Below are 18,385 nucleotides of genomic sequence, written 5' to 3'. Positions count from 1 at the left end.
CAGAGCAGCTTCTGTGATCCGGAACCGAAGTTGTACGTACCTTTGATACGTACAATAATCGGTGGTGTGGGTCACGTCAAGGCCGCTTATTGTTGTCCAGCCGAGGGGCAGGAAGGCGAGGGCTAAGATTTGAACAGGGCAGAGGAGACAACGTGAGTTCGGAACCAGCAGTAACATCGGCAGAGCAGGCGGGACGCACCAGCCCTCTGAACCGGGAAGACGGAGGTCCTCTCCACGCCCAAATCCGGGACATCCTCCACCGGCAAATCGCAGAGATGGGACTTTCCCCGGGATCTTCACTCCCTACCGAGGATGAGCTGACGAGGCAGTTCGGCGTCTCTCGGAGCGTCGTGCGCCAAGCGTTGTCCGGCCTCGCCGACCTGGGCCTGATTCGCCGCCAGCGCGGCCGCGGCAGCGTCGTAGCTGCAACACCTGTCCTTCGCCGGCACGTACAGCGCGCCGGCGGCCTCGACGAACAAGCCGCAGCACACGGCCAGCGCTTGCGCACTCACGTCCTCAGCGTGGAACCATCCGAGCCACCCAAGGCCGGCGTCGAGGCCCTCAACACCTCGAATACCTGGAAGATCGAGCGGGTTCGCTATCTCGACGACCTTCCCGTGGCCTTCATGCGAACCTGGGTCCCTCGCGACTTCTTCCCGCACTTCACCGCAGAACTGCTGGAAAACGCCTCACTCCTGAACCTGATGCGGGACCACGGCTACCACCCCGCCGGCGGACCCCGCCAAGTACAGGCAGTCTCATCGGATCCCGACCTGGCCGGGAAGCTCAACATCAACACGCGCGAACCGCTGCTCCTGCTCCAGGGCGTTACCCGCGACGCCCTGGGCCATGGTCTGGAATGGTTCAACGTCTGGCACAGCCCCAACACAGTCTTCGACGTCGACGCACAAGTCACAACCCAACCCGGACGCGTCTCCCAAGAGCACATCCGCCGCCTTCGGACCCTGACCCAGCAACTGGAATCTGAACTATCAGATCTTGAGCGAGGGGCACCCTAAAGGCTGCGAGACCGCCGCACAGACGCATCTTGGCGGAAACGTTGAAGTCCAGCACCCCGCGGGAGCGCAGCTGAAGAAAAGATAAGTTGCGGAATACTTACCCCGCCTCGCGCCCGAGTGTCCTAATTTTTCTGCGTGTACTCGAGGCGACGCTTTAATGCACCCGGAACTGGATGCGGCTCAAACGCAACAACGGTCTGCGTAAGAGATGCTTGGAGGCGTGGCGCAAGACGACAGGCCCTTGTCCTGCGGAAACACTTTGCCCGAGGTGGAACTCGAACCACATTCCATCCCCTGCAGGCACTGCGAATCCGCGAAAATATGCGGAATCCGAAGCAGTTCGCCGGCGGTACCGAGGCACTCCGATATGAGAATTGTGGACATTGTCGACACCCTCAGCAGGGGCCAACTTTCGAACTCCGCCGGTCGCCTTCAGAGCGAATTCATACGCCCATCACCACGTAGCTCCAATAACGGTGCCGGCCAACGATTCCACCCGATGGCACCGGCATCAGCCCAACTCTCACTGGCAATTGACGGAAGATACGCTGCAGGGCCCTCACATAGTGTCTAGGGGCTCAGAGAAGGACGCGCCTGGCATCGAGACTGAACCTTCCCCCAACCGCCCCGGCGCGACGGCGTCATCCCCACCAAATGCCGAGCTGAAACCGCCGTCGCCGGTGCCCGCCATCACCCTTAGGGGGCGTGCTGCCTCTAGGGGTAGCCCGCGGCGGCCCTCCGGAGCCATGATGGCACTATGACTGATCCCCAACGGAAGCTGTCCGCCGCCGAACTCACCGAAGCAGGACTTACGGGCTGGCGCCTGACCGGCGAGGCCATCACGGCCACCTTCAAGACCCGGAAGTTCTCCACCGGGCTGGAGCTCGTGAACCGCATCGGCGCCTCCGCCGAGGAGGCCAACCACCACCCCGACATCACGCTCACCTACCCCCATGTAGGCGTCATGCTCTCAAGCCATGACGTCGGCGGCATCACCAGCCGCGACATCGACCTCGCCCGCACCATCAGCGGCCACGCCGCGGACCTCGGGGTCGCCACCGCGGAGTAAGTCCGCGCAGTCGAGCAGGGGGCGAAGGCTCGTCGAGGCGCAAAGCCGCCTTTACGGAATCACCATTATCGGCGCTCGAAAATCGCTCGGAGAGACGGCAGTCAGAACTCCCGGCCATTGACCTTTTCACGTGCTGGCGCCGCTCACATTCCGGCCAGGGCGGCGCGGACACTCTCGGCAACAGCAGCAGCGCCCGACTGGCCCATGATGATGGTGTAGTGGTTGACGTCCGGCACCTGCGTGACTCGCAGCGCGGGAAGCTTCGCTGCCCACGACTCCAGGTATCCGGGGGCATAGAGGGCCGTCGGTTCGTTCAGCAGTCCCCGGGGCGCCCGGAGGACATCGGTGTTTACCGTCAGGCCGTCCAGTGCCGCCAACAGCGAAGCACCGCGGTGCAGGTCCGCCGTATCTTCCGCCATCGCCTCGTACCGCGTGGCGGGCCGAAGTTCCGGTTCTTCGCCGGTGAGGTCGTAGTCCACATATGCATCCACGAGCGGACCCCAGTCGGCGCTGAAGGCGGGGTGCTCCCTCCAGAAGGAACGGTAAACCTCGCGGCTTGGGAAGGTGGCATTGAGCCGCTCGGCAGCAGGACCCAGGACCGAGGAGATGACTTCTTCGTCCGAAAGGCCGGCCGGAACCTGCAGAGGCAGGCCCCCGTCCACCAGTACCAGCGAACGGACGCGTTCCGGGAACAGGTCCGCAAGGACAAGCGATGCGAAGCCGCCCATGGAGTGCCCCACCACGACCAAGGGCCCATCCGCCAGGTCCTCGAGGACGGCCGCCAGGTCCTGTGCGTGCGTGGTCATTCCGTATGGTCCGGGCAACTGGTTGCTGCGCCCGCGCCCGCGCAGGTCCGGAGCGATGATCCGGACGTCGGGCAGGGCTTCGGCGAGACAGGCCCAGGACTTGTGGGAAGCGGTGACACCATGGACAGCAAGGACGGTTGGAGCGGCAGGATCATCCGGGCCCCAGATGGCAGTGTGGAGTGTTCCGCCGCGTACCGCCACTTCCGTCGTGCGGTAGGTTCCCTGGCTGGCTGTCTGGGTCATGGCAACGTCCCTTCCTGGGGCGGGGTGGTTATGGTGGCGGCGTCAGGAGCAAGGCCCCGCTCCATGAACTGCATCATTTCTTCAAATACTGCTTCGGGTACCTCGGGTCTTGCTCCCTCGACCGGCGGTGCGCCGTCCTCGTCCCAGGCCGCCCACCAGGAGCTCACCGCTGGCCGCACCTTCAAGGATTTCGCCGGTGGCCGGATCGGCGTAGTCGCTGTAGAACCCGCGGCCGCTCTTGACGCCCATCCGCCCTTTGTCGATGTAGCCCTGAAGCAGCGGGGCCGCCTTGTTCTCCATTCCTGCGAGTTGGCAGTGGTGGTTTTCGATGTCGAGGCGGCTTTCATGGTGACGGTGCCTTTCGTCGGTGCAGGAGAGTGGTCAGCAGCCCGTAGGACGGGGCGCGACGGTGTTGCCGGTCAGCGCACGATTTTGAAGTTGAATGCCGGTGTTCCGAGGGCGCCCCAGAGGCGGAGCCAGACGGGCAGGAGCATTTCGGTTCCGCGGGCTGTGGTGATGTCGCCGAGGTCGATGACATCCTGGTGGCCAAAGTCCTTCAACAGGCCGCTGACGATGGTCTTGGCCTCGGCATCGTTGCCGGAAACGAAGACCGTGCCGGGATCGGAGAGCTGTCCCGGGCGGGCCATCAGGTCGGCGTTCATCGTGTTGAGGGACTTCACTACGCGGGCTCCGGGGAAGGCGCGTTGGATCTGCTCGCCCAGGGAGTCGGTGTCTTTGACGAACAGGGTTGGGGGCATGCCGTTGCTGAAGTCGAGTGGGTTGGCGATGTCGAGAATGATCTTGCCTTCGAGGTTTTCCTCCCCTGCCGCGCCCAGCACTTCGAGGGATGCGCCGCCGTTGGTGGCGTTGACGATGAGTTCCGCCCCCAGGGCGGCGTCAGCGAAGCTCGCGACATTGATGCCCGGGTTTTCTGCAGCCCATGTGGCGAAGGGCGGGGTGCCCATGGCGTCCGCGTCAACGCGGGCCAGCGTAGCTTCGGCATCGCGGGTGCCTACGGTGACTGAGTGGCCCAGCTCGGCCAACCGTGCCGCGATGGTGCGGCCGACCATTCCGGTTCCAAGGACTGCTGTCTTCATGATGTTCTCCCGGTGTTTTAAGGTTCAGGGCACGAGACCCTACGTGACGGATCGTTCTCAAGTTTGTGACGGATCGTTCCGTCTGTCAAACTAGGATCAGGCAACGTAGGAATTGAAGGAGTGTGCGATGCGCAGAACGGGTGAGGAAAACCGCCGCAATATTCTTGAGGTGGCCACGCGCCTGTTCTACACGCGGGGTATCAGGGCAGTGGGGATGGATACGGTCATCAAGGAGTGCGGCGTTGGCAACGCCACCGTTTACCGTCAATTCCCCACCAAGGATGCCCTCGCCACGGCCTACGTGGAAGGCCGCGCAGACGCCTGGTTCGAGCGCATGCGCAACACCGCCGGGGAACACGCGGACCCACGGGACAAGCTCATCGCCATTTTCGAAGTACTCGCCACGGACTGCGCCCGCAGCACCTACCGGGGATGCCCCATGCTGAATACCAACACTGAGTTTCCAGAAGGCCATCACCCTGCACACCAGGCAGCCGTTACCCACAAACAACAAATCCGAGACTGGTTCTACTCCTTGGCGGCTGAGGCTGGCGCCGACGAACCCGACCAGCTCGCCGAAGAACTCCTCATCGTCCTCAATGGGGCCTACGCCACCGCGTCCGTCCTTGACGGTGGCACGTACGGAAAACGCGCCGTCGAGCTGGCCCGGCGCCTCATCACCAGCGCCTGCGCGCCACGCGCTGCCATGACCTAGTTCCACCGCCAGCGGCGACCCGCAAACGAGCAACCGCTCAACAACACCCGCAGTCTCGCCGCCGGGCCTGATGCGCGCCAGGCCTTTGCAGGCCGCCAGCCGACAGCCTGGTCAGATTCGCTATTCGCTGCGCTCGGGAATCGATTCGGGGCAGGACGCGACCAGTTAGCCCCCCGCCCAGGGCAAGCGGGGTGTTTCGGGTCCTTGCGCAAGCGGTCTAGCGCGCCGGCCTGAAGCCCCTCTCCCCCGAAATGGCGGCGGCAACGCGCTGCACCGAGGGAAGGAGTTCCCCGCATGCGGTGCGCTGGCCTGTAAGGGGGTTGCCGAGACGCTGATGGCCCCCTCGATGGATCCTGAGCGTCCCGGACGGGTGCTGCGACACAGCGGATCCCCGGTTCGTTCTCGTCCATGTCGTATGAGTAGCCGCCCTTGCGGTAGTGGTGAATGCACCCGACGAAGTCATCATCGGCATTGGGGCCTGCAGTGCTGGCGCGGGGGCGCCGGTGTCGTCAGCCGGTGCCTCCGCGCGCCAGCGCTGCACCCAGGCAGCGGGATCATCAGTTAACAACATTGCCCTACCGATACCCGTGCGCGTCAGAGGCATGCGCAGGCCGACCCGTGAGCGCATCTCCGCTCACTGATAGCCGGGAATTTTGACGAGGTAGAGAACCGAGCCGTGATCGGGGACGGCCATGTGCACGGTGTCCAGCACCTGGCCAGCCAGGGTGTCCAGATGAGGTGTTGCGACGGCGGCCAGCGGGTTGGACGAGAGGGCGTTGAACCCCAGCACGATCAGGGTTGGTCCCAGGCCGAGACCCACGAGTGCGTCCCGGAGGTAGCCTTCGCTTTTAAGTACCTGCGGGAGCCGATGCACCGTGCTGAGCGGCGGCCCGGTGATGCGCGGCAGCTCTGAAGCCTCCTTGGCGCCGCCGGAGACGAGATGCACCAGGGACAGTCCGGTCAGCAGCGTGGGTATATGCCACCCCGGGCCCACCCGACAGCACCGGAAACGAGGAACCACAATGACCCACACCCCGCAGGCGGAAGGCCCAGGGGCCAGGGTCCTGTACCCGCCACCCCCGCACACCTGAATTGGCCCCGCGGCGGCCAGGCCACAGCCCGCGGCCCAACCCGTCAGGCGACGCGACCGCGAGCTTTGTCAACACGGAAAAGCAAAGATCCCTCTGACGAGGGGAAACACTGTGCCCGAGGTGGGACTCGAACTACAGTCCAGCCCTGCAAGCACGGGGAAGTGGCGGAAATACGCGGAATCCGAGCGGGTCCGAGCGATCTCCTCCCCAGTCCAAAGGCCAAAGTGTGGACAATGTCCACACCCCAACAAACGGTCTTTAGGCCACCTGGGACCGTCCGAATTCGTCGCGACTAAGCCCTTCGCCAGGACACGTCCAGGTTCGGAGTTCGTCCCCTTCAGACGGTGCACCATGTACCTTCTGCCAAGCGAACAGAATCACCATTCTCGGCTCTTTTAACCCGACGCTGATTCCTGTCGTCGAATGGGCGGTCGACGGCTGTCTAGGGTGCGGGCTGGCAGTGAATCGATCCTGCCGGGCAGCAATGGTGGTTTCAAATTTTGTGGAGCAGCCCTGAAACAGCTCACAGTTCACCCACAGGAGAGGGAAAGGACCTGGACAGCGCGCCCCCGCAGGATTGGAACAACTTCGAAATACGGAGTGGCATCAACAAGGAGAAAACTGATGAAGAACGTCCGGAGAATCGCGGCAGGGGCCAGCCTTGTCGGTGCACTGATCGGAGGCGGCGCCCTCACTGCAGCCGCACTGCCGGCCAACGCTGCCACCACGGCGCCCAGCCCGTCCAGCACCGCCCAAGCCGGTGCCGCCCATGGAAACGAAACAGCCCTCACCGGGGACACCGCGGACAAGGTCAAGGCCGCCGTCCTGGCCGCCAATGCCGGCGCCACCATCGATGCCATGACCACCGAAGACGACGGCTCCGCCGCCTACGAAGCCCACATCACCAAGTCCGACAACACCCACGCCACCGTCAAGCTCGACACCAACTTCACCATCACCGCCACCGAAACCGGCGGCCCTGGCGGTGGCCGTGGCGGCCATGGACACGATGGAAACGAAACAGCCCTCACCGGGGACACCGCGGACAAGGTCAAGGCCGCCGTCCTGGCCGCCAACGCCGGCGCCACCATCGATGCCATGACCACCGAAGACGACGGCTCCGCCGCCTACGAAGCCCACATCACCAAATCCGACAACACCCACGCCACCGTCAAGCTCGACACCAACTTCACCATCACCGCCACCGAAACCGGCGGCCCTGGCGGTGGCCCTGGCGGCCATGGACACGATGGAAACGAAACAGCCCTCACCGGGGACACCGCGGACAAGGTCAAGGCCGCCGTCCTGGCCGCCAACGCCGGCGCCACCATCGATGCCATGACCACCGAAGACGACGGCTCCGCCGCCTACGAAGCCCACATCACCAAATCCGACAACACCCACGCCACCGTCAAGCTCGACACCAACTTCACCATCACCGCCACCGAAACCGGCGGCCACTGAGCCGAAGCGTGCTTCTTCGGGCGGACGCTGACCACCGGCGTCCGCCCGAACAACAACGTCACCTCAAAGCTGAATCGACCTTCATTCATGTCCAGGGCCCGTCGTTTGAGGTAATCCCTGCCGGCCCTCGCACAAGAAAGACGCTGATGACCGCCGTCAAACTCCCGCTGGTCCCGCCGATGACAGACCGCGGGCGCTCCACCGCCCATGCCCCCATTACCGAAACATTCGCGCCATGAATAGCACCGCACCTGCCGGCACCCAACACATCGCCGCCCGGCGTCCAACAGGGAACCGCGCTGCTGCCTGGGGATGGTTCCAGAAGGTGCTATCCGCCGCCATCGTCGCCGCAGCCGTGATTATCGGCGTGCAGCTGGGCCTGAACGGGCCCGCCGTCTCCCCCGTCCAGACCACCGTTATGGCCGCCGATACAGTCGGACCTGCCGCGGCGGCCACCCCGAATCAACAAGGACGGACCGGGCCCGCCAGGGGTGCGACGACGCCTGGCGGCAACAGAGGAAGGCGCTAGGACTCCTCATAGCTATTTGATGACTTACCGGCGCCGCTTGGCTGCCACAAAGGAAAAACGATGACAGCAACAGCCGACCATCCCGGAGCTGCCCGGTCAGAAGCGGGGGCGTCCGGGAGCGTCTCACCTGCCCTGGCGCTGTGGCTGATTATGGCCGGTGCGGTCGCAGTCATGGCCCTGGGAGTGATCAAGGCCCCCCATCCGGTGCAGTTCAACCTTCCCCTGGTGGCCCACATGTCCGGACTGTTGGCCGGCTACGGTGTCACCGTCATGATGGGCCTGATGTCACGCGCACCTGGGCTGGAACGTGGAGTCGGTGCTGACCGGCTATCCCGATGGCACGGCTTGGGCGGCAGGGCCATCTTCGTGCTGATGCTCATTCACGGCGTAGCCGCGACCGTGGCCTGGTCAATGGTTCAACGGATCCCGTTGAGTGCGGCCACAGTGGACGTTCTTCGGATGCCCGGACTTGTTACTGCCACAGCCGGAACATTGCTGTTCATCGGAGTCGGCTACGTGTCTACGCGAAACGTGCGGCGCAGGATGCAGTACGAGTCCTGGCACTTAGTGCATCTCCTCACTTACGTGGCCATCGCGCTGTCCTTCGCCCACGAACTGGCAGGCCCGGACCTGGCGGGGATGCCCCTCGTACAGATCGCATGGAGCCTGCTCTACACCCTAAGTTTCGGGCTGGTACTCCGGTACCGGGTGCTTGCCCCGCTCACGCAGATGTGGCGGCACCGGCTGCGCGTAGATCACATCGTCCACGAGGGAGCAGGCGTGGTCAGCATCATCCTTCGAGGCCGCCACCTCGAAGAACTCAACGCCGAATCCGGCCAATTCTTTCGGTGGCGATTCCTGGCTGGACCCCTCTGGCTGTCTTCCCACCCCTTCTCGCTGTCAGCGCCGCCGCACCCCCAATTCCTCCGGATAACCGTCAAGGCGGTAGGCGACGGCACCCGCCTCATTCACGCCGTGAAACCCGGAACAAGGGTCCTCGGCGCGGGCCCGTATGGTGCCATGACGAATGAGCGACGCGAAGGCCGGGGAGTCCTTCTAATCGGTGGCGGGGTGGGAATCACCCCTATGAGGGCCCTCTTCGAGACACTCCCGGTCCACGGACGGGAACTGACCCTGCTGTATCGGGCCTCCTCCGTGGAAGAGATTCTCTTCCGCGACGAGCTCGAGCACATCGCTCGGCAGCGCGGGGCGCAACTGATCTTCCTGACCGGATCTGCCTCCGACCCGCGGAACGCGATGTCAGCGCAAAACCTGCTGGCTATGGTCCCGGACCTTGCCACCCGAGACGTCTACATGTGCGCCTCACCACGACTCTCCTCCGCCGCGACATTGGCTCTAAGGCAGGCCGGCGTTCCGCGGAGGCAACTCCACCACGAGGATTTCAGCTTCTAGCCCTGGCAGGTCTTCGTCGGTTGAGTGCGTTTAACGGCGTCAAGCTAAGGTGGGCCGCTCCCCTTCCGGCTCGGCCGTCAGTTGAGTGGTTGTGACGCTGCTCAACGGAAAGTTTGGTATCCAAGCACACCGTGCCCATTCCAGAAGACCGGGAGGAGCGACCTATCGTTGTCTGCCGGCGTTACCTTTGATCCATGGCACCGGGCGTGGCCTTGAGCGGGACGGGTACCAGGTCCTGGAGTTCCTCGAGGGTGCAGCCGAAGGTTTCGCGGACGGTGACGCCGTCCGGGCCGGTGAGGAAGATGGCTTTGTCCGTGTAGACGCGGGTGACGCAGCCGACGCCGGTGATGGGGTAGGTGCAGGCGTCCACGATCTTGGATGCGCCTTCGCGGGTCAGGAGGGTCATCATCACGAAGACGTCCTTGGCGCCGGTGGCCAGGTCCATGGCACCGCCGACGGCGGGAATCGCCCCGGGTGCGCCGGTGTGCCAGTTGGCGAGGTCGCCGGTGGCGGAGACCTGGAAGGCGCCCAGGACGCAGATGTCCAGGTGCCCGCCGCGCATGATCGCGAACGAGTCGGCGTGGTGGAAGTAGGACGCGCCCGGGAGTTCGGTGACGGGGATCTTGCCGGCGTTGATCAGGTCCTCGTCGATCTCGTCGCCCTTGGCTTCCGGGCCCATGCCCAGCATCCCGTTCTCCGTGTGGAGGGTGATGTTCTGGTCCTCGGTGAGGTAGTTGGACACCAGGGTGGGCTGGCCGATGCCGAGGTTCACGAAGGACCCGGGGGCGATGTCCTTTGCCACCAGCCGGGCCAGGTCATCCCGGCCCAGGGGCGTCGCCGAGGTCTGGAGGGACTTTTCGTTGGACTGCACGCTCATGTCAGGCCGCCTTTCCTGCTGTGCTGCCGCTCCCGGCAACTTTGACGATGCTGTTGACGTAGATGCCCGGGGTGACCACGTTCTCCGGGTCCAGCGCCCCGGTGGGCACGATCCCGGAGACCTGGACGATGGTGTGCTTCGCGGCCGCTGCCATGATGGGGCCAAAGTTCCGGGCGGTCTTGCGGTAGACGAGGTTGCCCTTGCCGTCAGCCTTCAGGGCCTTGATGAGGGCGACGTCGGCGTGGATGGGGGTTTCGAACACGTGGCCGCGGCCGTCGATGATCCGGGTTTCCTTGCCCTCGGCGAGCATGGTGCCGTAGCCGGTGGGGGTGAAGAACCCGCCGATCCCGGCCCCCGCGGCGCGGATGCGTTCGGCGAGGTTGCCCTGCGGGACGAGTTCGAGCTCGATCTCGCCGGCCTTGTACTTGGCGTCGAAATGCCAGGAATCGGACTGCCGCGGGAAGGAACAGATCATCTTCTTCACCCGGCCCTCCTTGATCAGCAGGGCCAGGCCCTGATCCCCCTGGCCGGCGTTGTTGTTCACCACGGTCAGGTCCGTGGCGCCGCACTCCAGCAGCGCGTCGATCAGTTCGAACGGCTGGCCGGCGTTGCCGAACCCGCCGATCATCACGGTGGAGCCGTCCTTGATGCCGGCGACGGCGTCCTGGACCGAATCTACGAAGTTCAGCATTACTGGTCCTTTCCAGTGTTGGTTCCGGCGGCGGTCACGTTTTCGAGCACGACGGCCAGGCCCTGGCCCACGCCGATGCAGATCGCAGCGACACCCCAGCGTTCGCCGGAGGCCTGCAGGGACCGGGCCAGGGTGCCCAGGATCCGGGTCCCGGAAGCACCCAGCGGGTGGCCCATGGCAATCGCCCCGCCGTGCCGGTTCACGATCGAGTGGTCGACGCCCCAGGCGTTGATGCAGGCCAGGGACTGCGCGGCGAACGCTTCGTTAAGTTCGACAGCGCCCACCTGCTCCCAGCCGATGCCCGCCTTTTCGAGGGCCTTGTTCGCCGCCTCGACCGGGGCGTAGCCAAAGTACTGCGGATCGTTGGCGTGCGCGCCACGCCCGGCGATACGCGCCAGCGGGTCCAGGCCCAGCAGCCCCGCGGCCGCCTCGGACCCGATCCAGGCCGCGGAGGCGCCGTCGGACAACGGGGACGCGTTCCCCGCGGTGACCGTGCCGTTCTCTGCCCGGAACACGGTCTTGAGCCCGGCGAGCTTCTCCGCCGAAGAACCCGCCCGGATGCCCTCGTCGCGCACCAGGTCCGTGCCCGGCACCGGGGCGACCAGGTTGTCGTAGAAGCCCTCGTCCCAGGCGGCCGCGGACAGGTTGTGCGAGGCAGCGGCGAACTCATCCTGCGCCTCCCGGGTCACGCCGTACTTCTCGCGGAGCCTCTCGGTGGCCTCGCCCAGGGAGATGGTCCACTCCTTCGGCATCGCCTTGTTCACCAGGCGCCAGCCCAGCGTCGTGGACGCCAGGGTCATGTCCCCGGCCGGATACGGCTTCTCCGTCTTCGGCAGCACCCAGGGCGCGCGGGACATCGACTCGGCGCCACCGACCAACATCAGGTCGGCATCACCGGCATTGATCTGGCGGGAGGCAATAATGGCGGCATCCAGGGAGGACCCGCAGAGCCGGTTCACCGTGGTGCCCGGGATGGAAACCGGGAGCCCGGCCAGCAGCGTGCCCATCCGGGCGATGTTGCGGTTCTCCTCACCGGCACCGTTGGCGTTGCCGAACACCACCTCATCGATCCGCTCGACGTCGAGGGACGGCGCCCGCTTGACGGATTCCTTGATCACGTGCGCAGCAAGGTCGTCCGGGCGGACGGCGGCGAGGCCGGAGCCGAACTTTCCAAAGGGGGTGCGCACAGCGTCGTACACAAAAGCCTGGTTCATCGGGGTTGTCTCTTTTCGCTGTCATGGTGGAGAAGACAAAATGTCGGCGGTGGGCCGTTTCGGCCGGGCCTGGAAGGTCAGCTCCGGAAGGGCGCTCTATTTGCCGGGGGCCGTTGGCAGTTCGAGCATCGTTTGCAGGTATTTGGCTTGTGCTGCCGGGGAGGCTAGGAAGGATACGAAGGACTGCGCTTCCACTGGTGTAGTGGAGTCGGCGCTTACTGCCGCAGAGAATTCTGTGTAGTGCTGGAACTCGGGGGGCAGTGGACCGACGATGTGGGCTTGGGGTACGAACAGCAGTTCGCTGAGCTGCTGGATTGCTATATCCGCGGTGCCGTCCACGACGGCTTCGGCGACGTAACCCTTTTTGACGATGGTGGCGTGGGAGCCGACTTCTTCGCTGAGGCCCAGGACTTCCAGCAGTGTCGCGAAGTAGGCTCCGCTGGCTCCGATACCGGAGTAGGCTACCGACCTGGCGCCGCGGATGGTCTTGATGAAGGATTCGGCCGTCGAGATGTCAGGAGCTGAAGTGCCGCCGTTGACGGCGACACCGATGCCGGCGCGAGCCACAGGTGTCAGGGTACTGGCATCGATTACGGGCCCCAACGACGCGAACGAGCCGCTTACCGCGATCATCGCATCGAACGGTTCACGGGCTTCTATGCGTCCAAGCAGCTGGCCTGTTGGCTCAAAGACAGCCTTAACGTCGACTGATGTTGCCTGTTGGAACAGATCGATGACTTCATCGAGGGCCTTTTTGACGGCCGGAGAGCTAAAGACTTTCACTAGGGGTTCGTTTCTTTCTCGTGGTGCTTCTCAGTGATGGGAAGGTGCCGAATTACCCCGGATTCTTATTAGCTTGTCGGCCGTTGAGGCGCCTGAAACTGAGACAACGGGACGGCGAATCCGGGGGCAGCCGGGGATTCAGGAAGGAGATCCTGCATCATCACCATGTGGCGTTCCCCGTATACGATGTCGATGATCCATGCGACGCCGAGCTCGGGTGCAGCTTCCACGACTGTTCCGTGGAGGCGCTGCTTCCTGTCAGCCCATGCGACGACGTCGCCTTCGCTGACAGTCCAGGCCCATTTACCGGTTGCCATGGGTCTCCTTGATCCTGGGCTGCCCATAGCGGCAGTATTCGCCGGCGGGGACGGGCAGCCTGAAGCGATAGAACTGAATAACGTAGCGATTTGCGATTGGGGGTTCGCATCGGCGATGCGAACCCCCAATGTGGAGTGCTAGAGCTCGACGACGCTCACAGTTTTGCCGGTGACGGCGGATTCTGCTGCCGCGTTCGCCAGGATCAGGGCGGAAACCCCGTCGGCGAAACTCGGTGAGGTGGTTGCCCCGCTCCGGATGGAGTGCGCGAATGCATCCAGCTCTGCGTAGTAGGCCTGCGGGTAGCGTTCGAGGAAGAAGGGGTAGTAGGCGTCAGCTTCTTCTGTACCTTTGGCACCGGATTTGCGGACGGTGGTGGGCGCGACGTTGGCCGCCGAGAGCATGCCGTCCGGCCCGAATGCTTCCAGCCTCTGGTCGTAGCCGAAAGCGCAGTGACGGGAGTTGGTAATGGTGATGAGCTCGCCTTCGCTGCCGCGCAGAGTCACTACGGCGGAATCGAAGTCGTTAAGCTCTTCGATGTCTTTGCTGAAGACGTTGGACGCCACTGCGGAGACTTCGACGATGTTCGGGATAAAGGAACGGGCCATGTCCAGGTCGTGGATCGTCATGTCCCTGAAGATGCCGCCTGATCCGGCGATGTAGTCCCGTGGCGCTGGCTCGGGGTCGCGGCTGGTGATGGTGAGCTGTTCCAGCTTGCCGATTTCTCCGGCTTCCACCCTGGCGCGGACAGCAGCGAAGGAGGGATCGAAGCGCCGGTTGAACCCGAGCATGATGGGGACAGTGGAGTCTTTGATCTGTTCGCGGCACGCGAGGACGGTGTCGATATCCAGATCGATGGGCTTTTCGCAGAGCACGGCAAGGCCTCGGGCTACCGAGCGGGAAATAAGGTCCACGTGAGTGCTGGTGGGCGAGCCGATGATGACCCCGTCCAGACTGGTGTCTGCGAAGACTTCTTCGGGGTCCTGCACAGCGAGTGCACCGGTGCTTTCCGCCAGACGGCGTGCCCCGTCGATGAAGGGGTCAGCGATCAGGACGAGATCGATGTTCGGGTGTGCTGCGATGTTGCGTGCATGTACCTGCCCGATGCGGCCGGAGCCGAAAAGGGCCAGACGCAGGCGCTTGTCGTTGGACATGGTGTGGCCTTTCAGAAAGTTGGAGTCGGTTTTACACCGATGCGTGTTCAGAGCCGGTCCGTACTGGGCCGGCCTCGTGCGCGGTGCTGGTCAGCGGGCGTTTACGGTACTGGGGAAGCAGTTCATGGCGGTCTCATAGGCTCGTTTGAGGCCCTCCGCTACGGGGAGGCTGCGGTGTTCGGCGGAGATAATCTCCACACCCCAGGGGCCCTTGTATCCGGCATCCAGTGTTCGTCGGATGAACCTGCGGGTGTCGAAGTCCCCTTCGCCGCAGTAGGCGCGGTTGTTGATGGTGTCTTCGAAGAGGCTGCCGACGACGTCCTTGTGTCCGTCATCGATTTCCACGGCGAAAACCCTGTCCATGGGTACGACGTCCCAGAGGTCGTCATGTGAGAGTCCTGACCTGTGGGTGTGCCAGATATCGATCATCAGACCCGCGGCCGGGCTGTCGGAGTGTGTGACGACCTTGACCGCTTCCTGGGTTGTGCGCAGGTGGGAGAAAGGCGTGGCCTCCAGTGCCAGCCGTATGCCGGATTCGGCAGCTTCGTCCGCCAAATCAGCGAAGGCGCTGGCCATCGTCGACAGCGGAAGAGGGTTGTCTGTCTCGCCGGCTCCGACCTTGATGTGCCGCGCGCCCAGGGCCTTCGCGGCTTCAAACAATTCGGCGCGCTGGATGTCGGATTCGGCGCGCTCGGCACCGGTGGTCCACCAGCCGTTCAGGAACTCCACCTCGACGATGTCGATTCCTGCCTCGCGGATGATCCGGGAGAGTTCGGCGTAGCCGATGGTTCGGCGGGCCTGCAGCAGGTCGTGGTGCACCAAACCGATGCCGGACCATCCGGTCTGGGCGATCAGTTCGATGCGCTCCTCGATCGGGATGGGGCTGGTCTCGTCCGGGAGGCCGGGGGCGGTGTCCCCTGCACTCACCCAGCAGGTGGCAATTAGCTGTGGAGTCACGGTTTCCTCGTTCTGGGAGTTCATGCGCTCTCGACCTCGACGGATGCTCCCTGCTCCTTCTCGGAGCGGTAGCATGCCTCAACGATCCGGGCGACGGCAAGGGCATCAGCGACGGGCGCGACGACCGGCGCGCCTGTGCGGATGCTGTCGACCCAGCCGCGCATCTCAGGGTGAAAGTTGCTGATGTTTTCCAGTTCCGGAAGTTCCGAGAACTTATTGAGTTCGGTCCGGGCGAAGGGCGGGGTGAAGTAGCTCTGGGTCCATTCGGTCCATCCGGCCCGCCACCCGGCGCGGTCCTGGTCCACGTACACGCGGAGTTTCTGGGGCAGTATGCCGATTTCGAGCATGCCGCCCGTCCCGTAGACGGAGACCCTGGAGCTTTCGAACCACTCAAGGTGGTCGTGTCCGTCAAAGCTGAAGGTCACCGACATGTCCGGGTAGTTCAGCAGGACGGCGGCAGAGTCCTCGCGGCTCTTCTCATCCGAGAGGCGGCCGGACTTGTGGACGCGCGCGTTGACCGAGTCGGGGGCGCCGAACATGTGGACCAGGGAGTCAAGCATGTGGCATCCGATGATCCAGAGGGCGCCGCCCATGTCCGCGGGTTGGTTCAGGTGCGCGGTCAGGTGTTCACCGACGAGGGCGGCGCCGCGGGCGGATACCGAGACGACTTCACCGATGACGCCGTCCGCGATTAGCTTCTTGGCCTCGGCGATGGACTGTGCGAGGCGCACGTTGTAACCGACCTGCACAACGAGGCCGGGGGCGGCTTTGGCTTCGGCCTCGGCCAACCGCTCGAGGTCCTCGACGGTGCCTCCGCCGGGCTTTTCGACGACGACGGATTTGCCGGCGGCGAGGGCCCGGAGCGCGTGGGGAACCATGTCCTTGCTCTTGGAGTGGACCATGATCGCGTTGATGCGCTCATCCTGGAGCAGCGAATCGATGTCGCGCGGCTCCATATCGTACTTATCGGTGAAGTATTTCAGCCGGGAATCCTCGTCAGCGGCTGCGAGTACCTCAACGCCCTCGATTTCACGCAGGGCGCGAACCCGGGCAGAAGCGTGCGGGTGTGTGATTCCTAAGAGTCCTACGACGATCGGTTCCAACGCTTGTCTCCTTCGACTGAGCACCCAGGTTGGTGCGATTTCGGTGGTGGGCGTGCAGGTTCGGTAAGCGATGTCTGTCACGCCGAGAAATTGAGTTTCAGTGTCACCTAGTGGACACCCTGTCCGGAAGCATGTCACGGACGGGGCGGCGGGTCAAGCTATGACATGTGACACGTCTGCATCCGCTTTGGCTACAGCCGGCGCCCCAAGGTACTCGGACAACGCGCGGGCCCCCGCGAGGACGAGATCGACGATAGGTTCAGCGCCCACCGGCTGGGACAGCATGCCCTCGCGAAGGCCACTGACAGACAAGGAGGCGGCTACCCCACCGCGATGGTCAAAGACAGGGGCTCCGATGGCCGCGATTCCCGGGGTCACATTGTTATCGCTGATCACAAAGCCCTGGCCCCGGATCTGCTCCAGGCCTGAATAGAACTCGGATCGGGTTCTGACATCTCGCCAGGGCTCTCCGCTGTTGGCAACAATTGCTGCGTATTCGTCCCAGGACGAGCGGTCCTCGAACGCGAGCAAGGCCCGGGGTGCCGCGCCGACATGCAGTGGAAGGGACTCGCCGAGTTTCAGGACCCTGCTGTTGACCCTTATCCCATCGATACGCTCGATGCAGACAGCCCGCGTAGCGCTGCGGATGCACAAGAAGGTCGTCTCCCCCGTCTTTGCATGGATTTCGCGCAGGACAGGAGCCGCTGCGCGACGAATATCCAAGCGCTGGGTAAGTTCGCTGGAGAGGGACAGCAGCTTGCTTCCGATGCGGTACGCCCCGCGGTGTCCGATCTGTTCCACCCAGCCGGCTTCCGCCAGGGTGGCCAACATTCGATAGACCGAACTCGGGGGTTCCTCGAGAAGTTCCGTCAGCCGGGTAGAGGTGGCAATCCGTTCCTCGGCGAGAGCGTTCATCAATGCGCTGGCTTTGGCGATTACTGCGGGCGCGCGCGGCGAGTCCCGTTCAGAGCCTTCGGGAGGATCCAGACGCGAAGCGTCCCGCGTGTCGTTGGGGTCTTCCTGCGCCATGGAGGCCGCGATGGTCTTGGCGGCGGCATTGAGTATCCGATGAGCTCTCTCTTCCTGCCCCTGGACATTAGCGCGAAGGCCGGCGACGGACATGGCCCCAAGCAGAGTGCCGTCCCGGCGGAACACAGGAACGGCGATTGAGGCAACGCCCTCGATGACCTCGCTGTCCTCAACGCTCCATCCGCGGCGGGCCGTGCGGTCCACTCTTTCCCGCAACTGTTCGCCGGACAGCGGTGTCTGTGAAGCGATGCTCGGGTATGGCCCCGAGGCCAGCACGGACTCGCGGAATTCGGGTGACCCAAACGCAAGCAGCGCCTGCGGTGCGGCGCCAGCGTGCAGAGGGAGGGTGCGACCCGGCGCAAGGCCGAGCAGGTCAACGTCCGCCCCTTGGATCTGATCCAGGCAAACAGCGCCGTACTCCCGCAGCACGCAGAAAAACGCGCTCATGCCAAGCTGCCCGCGGACCCACCGCAGCTGCGACCGCAGCTCTGAGCGGTCCACAAGGGCGTCCGCCGCAGCGTCACCAAGCTTGAGAATTCCAGTCCCCAGCTCAAGTTTGCCGTCACCGCCCGACCGTACGAGCTTCTCCTGCTCCAGGGCTGCGACGATCCGATAAACGGTCGGCCGGGGCTCGGACACTACTTTGGCCAGTTCCGCCGGTGTTGATTGGCCGATTCGAGCCAGTTCGTCTATGACCTGGCTGGCCTTCATCAACAGCTGAATGGTGTTCACCAACCGCCTCTTTTCTTGCCCCTCCCGGGACAGTTAGCACTCGCGTCATCGCTCGCGCGGATGCGCCGCGCCTGACTCCTTCAA

Annotated in this window: 19 protein-coding genes; 6 read left to right on the top strand and 13 right to left on the bottom strand. The window is 64.2% G+C overall.

Features of this window, described 5'->3' with window-relative positions; translation table 11 throughout:
• The first annotated feature begins 152 nt into the window (after window positions 1-152).
• Together LDO22_RS02225 and LDO22_RS02220 are read left to right on the top strand one after the other, a co-directional pair.
• Window positions 153-1,019 carry a GntR family transcriptional regulator gene (locus tag LDO22_RS02225; RefSeq protein ID WP_224025948.1) on the top strand — a complete coding sequence of 289 codons (867 nt, stop codon included), beginning with the start codon at window positions 153-155 and terminating at the stop codon, window positions 1,017-1,019.
• Window positions 1,020-1,776: 757 nt separating this feature from the next.
• The gene (locus tag LDO22_RS02220) at window positions 1,777-2,088 is read left to right on the top strand and encodes a 4a-hydroxytetrahydrobiopterin dehydratase (protein ID WP_224025947.1); all 312 of its coding nucleotides are present in this window, start codon (window positions 1,777-1,779) and stop codon (window positions 2,086-2,088) included.
• 143 nt (window positions 2,089-2,231) lie between these two features.
• Here LDO22_RS02220 and LDO22_RS02215 read toward each other — a convergent pair whose 3' ends face one another.
• The 3 genes from LDO22_RS02215 to LDO22_RS02205 form a co-directional block, all read right to left on the bottom strand.
• A complete protein-coding gene (locus LDO22_RS02215; protein WP_224025946.1) occupies window positions 2,232-3,137 on the bottom strand; it encodes an alpha/beta hydrolase in 906 nt (301 codons plus the stop codon).
• A gap of 81 nt (window positions 3,138-3,218) precedes the next feature.
• Complete coding sequence (locus tag LDO22_RS02210; protein WP_224025945.1) at window positions 3,219-3,437, bottom strand: hypothetical protein; 219 nt, start codon at window positions 3,435-3,437, stop codon at window positions 3,219-3,221.
• A gap of 119 nt (window positions 3,438-3,556) precedes the next feature.
• Window positions 3,557-4,234 carry an NAD(P)-binding domain-containing protein gene (locus tag LDO22_RS02205; RefSeq protein WP_224025944.1) on the bottom strand — a complete coding sequence of 226 codons (678 nt, stop codon included), beginning with the start codon at window positions 4,232-4,234 and terminating at the stop codon, window positions 3,557-3,559.
• A gap of 127 nt (window positions 4,235-4,361) precedes the next feature.
• On the opposite strand from LDO22_RS02205, the gene LDO22_RS02200 reads away from it, so the two are divergent.
• Window positions 4,362-4,949: a TetR family transcriptional regulator gene (locus tag LDO22_RS02200; protein ID WP_224025943.1), complete on the top strand. Its 588-nt coding sequence runs from the start codon at window positions 4,362-4,364 to the stop codon at window positions 4,947-4,949.
• Between the two features lie 634 nt (window positions 4,950-5,583).
• On the opposite strand, the gene LDO22_RS02190 is transcribed toward LDO22_RS02200, so the two are convergent.
• Complete coding sequence (locus LDO22_RS02190) at window positions 5,584-5,943, bottom strand: helix-turn-helix domain-containing protein (RefSeq protein WP_224025942.1); 360 nt, start codon at window positions 5,941-5,943, stop codon at window positions 5,584-5,586.
• Window positions 5,944-6,664: 721 nt separating this feature from the next.
• Here LDO22_RS02190 and LDO22_RS02185 point away from each other — a divergent pair.
• From LDO22_RS02185 to LDO22_RS02175, 3 genes are all read left to right on the top strand, one after another.
• Window positions 6,665-7,504 (top strand): hypothetical protein, encoded by an 840-nt coding sequence (locus LDO22_RS02185; RefSeq protein WP_224025941.1) that lies wholly within the window; start codon window positions 6,665-6,667, stop codon window positions 7,502-7,504.
• 235 nt (window positions 7,505-7,739) lie between these two features.
• Window positions 7,740-8,033: a hypothetical protein gene (locus LDO22_RS02180; protein ID WP_224025940.1), complete on the top strand. Its 294-nt coding sequence runs from the start codon at window positions 7,740-7,742 to the stop codon at window positions 8,031-8,033.
• A 60-nt stretch (window positions 8,034-8,093) separates the two neighbouring features.
• Complete coding sequence (locus tag LDO22_RS02175) at window positions 8,094-9,446, top strand: ferredoxin reductase family protein (protein ID WP_224025939.1); 1,353 nt, start codon at window positions 8,094-8,096, stop codon at window positions 9,444-9,446.
• Between the two features lie 181 nt (window positions 9,447-9,627).
• On the opposite strand, the gene LDO22_RS02170 is transcribed toward LDO22_RS02175, so the two are convergent.
• From LDO22_RS02170 to LDO22_RS02130, 9 genes are all read right to left on the bottom strand, one after another.
• A complete protein-coding gene (locus LDO22_RS02170; protein ID WP_224025938.1) occupies window positions 9,628-10,323 on the bottom strand; it encodes a 3-oxoacid CoA-transferase subunit B in 696 nt (231 codons plus the stop codon).
• Between the two features lies 1 nt (window position 10,324).
• On the bottom strand, window positions 10,325-11,014 hold the full coding sequence (locus LDO22_RS02165) for a 3-oxoacid CoA-transferase subunit A (RefSeq protein WP_224025937.1): 690 nt from the start codon (window positions 11,012-11,014) through the stop codon (window positions 10,325-10,327).
• Window positions 11,014-12,228, bottom strand: coding sequence for a thiolase family protein (locus tag LDO22_RS02160; protein ID WP_224025936.1), 1,215 nt, complete (start codon window positions 12,226-12,228; stop codon window positions 11,014-11,016). Before LDO22_RS02160 ends, LDO22_RS02165 begins: the two co-directional genes overlap by 1 nt.
• Window positions 12,229-12,324: 96 nt before the next feature.
• The gene (locus LDO22_RS02155; protein WP_224025935.1) at window positions 12,325-13,011 is read right to left on the bottom strand and encodes a substrate-binding domain-containing protein; all 687 of its coding nucleotides are present in this window, start codon (window positions 13,009-13,011) and stop codon (window positions 12,325-12,327) included.
• Window positions 13,012-13,079: 68 nt separating this feature from the next.
• Complete coding sequence (locus LDO22_RS02150) at window positions 13,080-13,328, bottom strand: hypothetical protein (RefSeq protein WP_224025934.1); 249 nt, start codon at window positions 13,326-13,328, stop codon at window positions 13,080-13,082.
• Window positions 13,329-13,466: 138 nt separating this feature from the next.
• Entirely contained in the window at window positions 13,467-14,480 is a 1,014-nt protein-coding gene (gene iolG, locus LDO22_RS02145) for an inositol 2-dehydrogenase (RefSeq protein WP_224025933.1), read from the bottom strand.
• A 90-nt stretch (window positions 14,481-14,570) separates the two neighbouring features.
• Complete coding sequence (locus LDO22_RS02140; protein ID WP_224025932.1) at window positions 14,571-15,461, bottom strand: sugar phosphate isomerase/epimerase family protein; 891 nt, start codon at window positions 15,459-15,461, stop codon at window positions 14,571-14,573.
• Window positions 15,458-16,540, bottom strand: a complete 1,083-nt coding sequence (locus LDO22_RS02135; RefSeq protein WP_224025931.1) for a Gfo/Idh/MocA family oxidoreductase — start codon at window positions 16,538-16,540, stop codon at window positions 15,458-15,460. Before LDO22_RS02135 ends, LDO22_RS02140 begins: the two co-directional genes overlap by 4 nt.
• 153 nt (window positions 16,541-16,693) lie before the next feature.
• The gene (locus LDO22_RS02130) at window positions 16,694-18,301 is read right to left on the bottom strand and encodes an IclR family transcriptional regulator (RefSeq protein WP_224025930.1); all 1,608 of its coding nucleotides are present in this window, start codon (window positions 18,299-18,301) and stop codon (window positions 16,694-16,696) included.
• Between the last annotated feature and the right edge of the window lie 84 nt (window positions 18,302-18,385).

This window comes from Arthrobacter sp. NicSoilC5 (assembly GCF_019977395.1).
Classification (GTDB): Bacteria; Actinomycetota; Actinomycetes; order Actinomycetales; family Micrococcaceae; genus Arthrobacter.
Note: the sequence above shows the minus strand (reverse complement) of the source record. Positions and strands in the feature narration are given on the sequence as shown.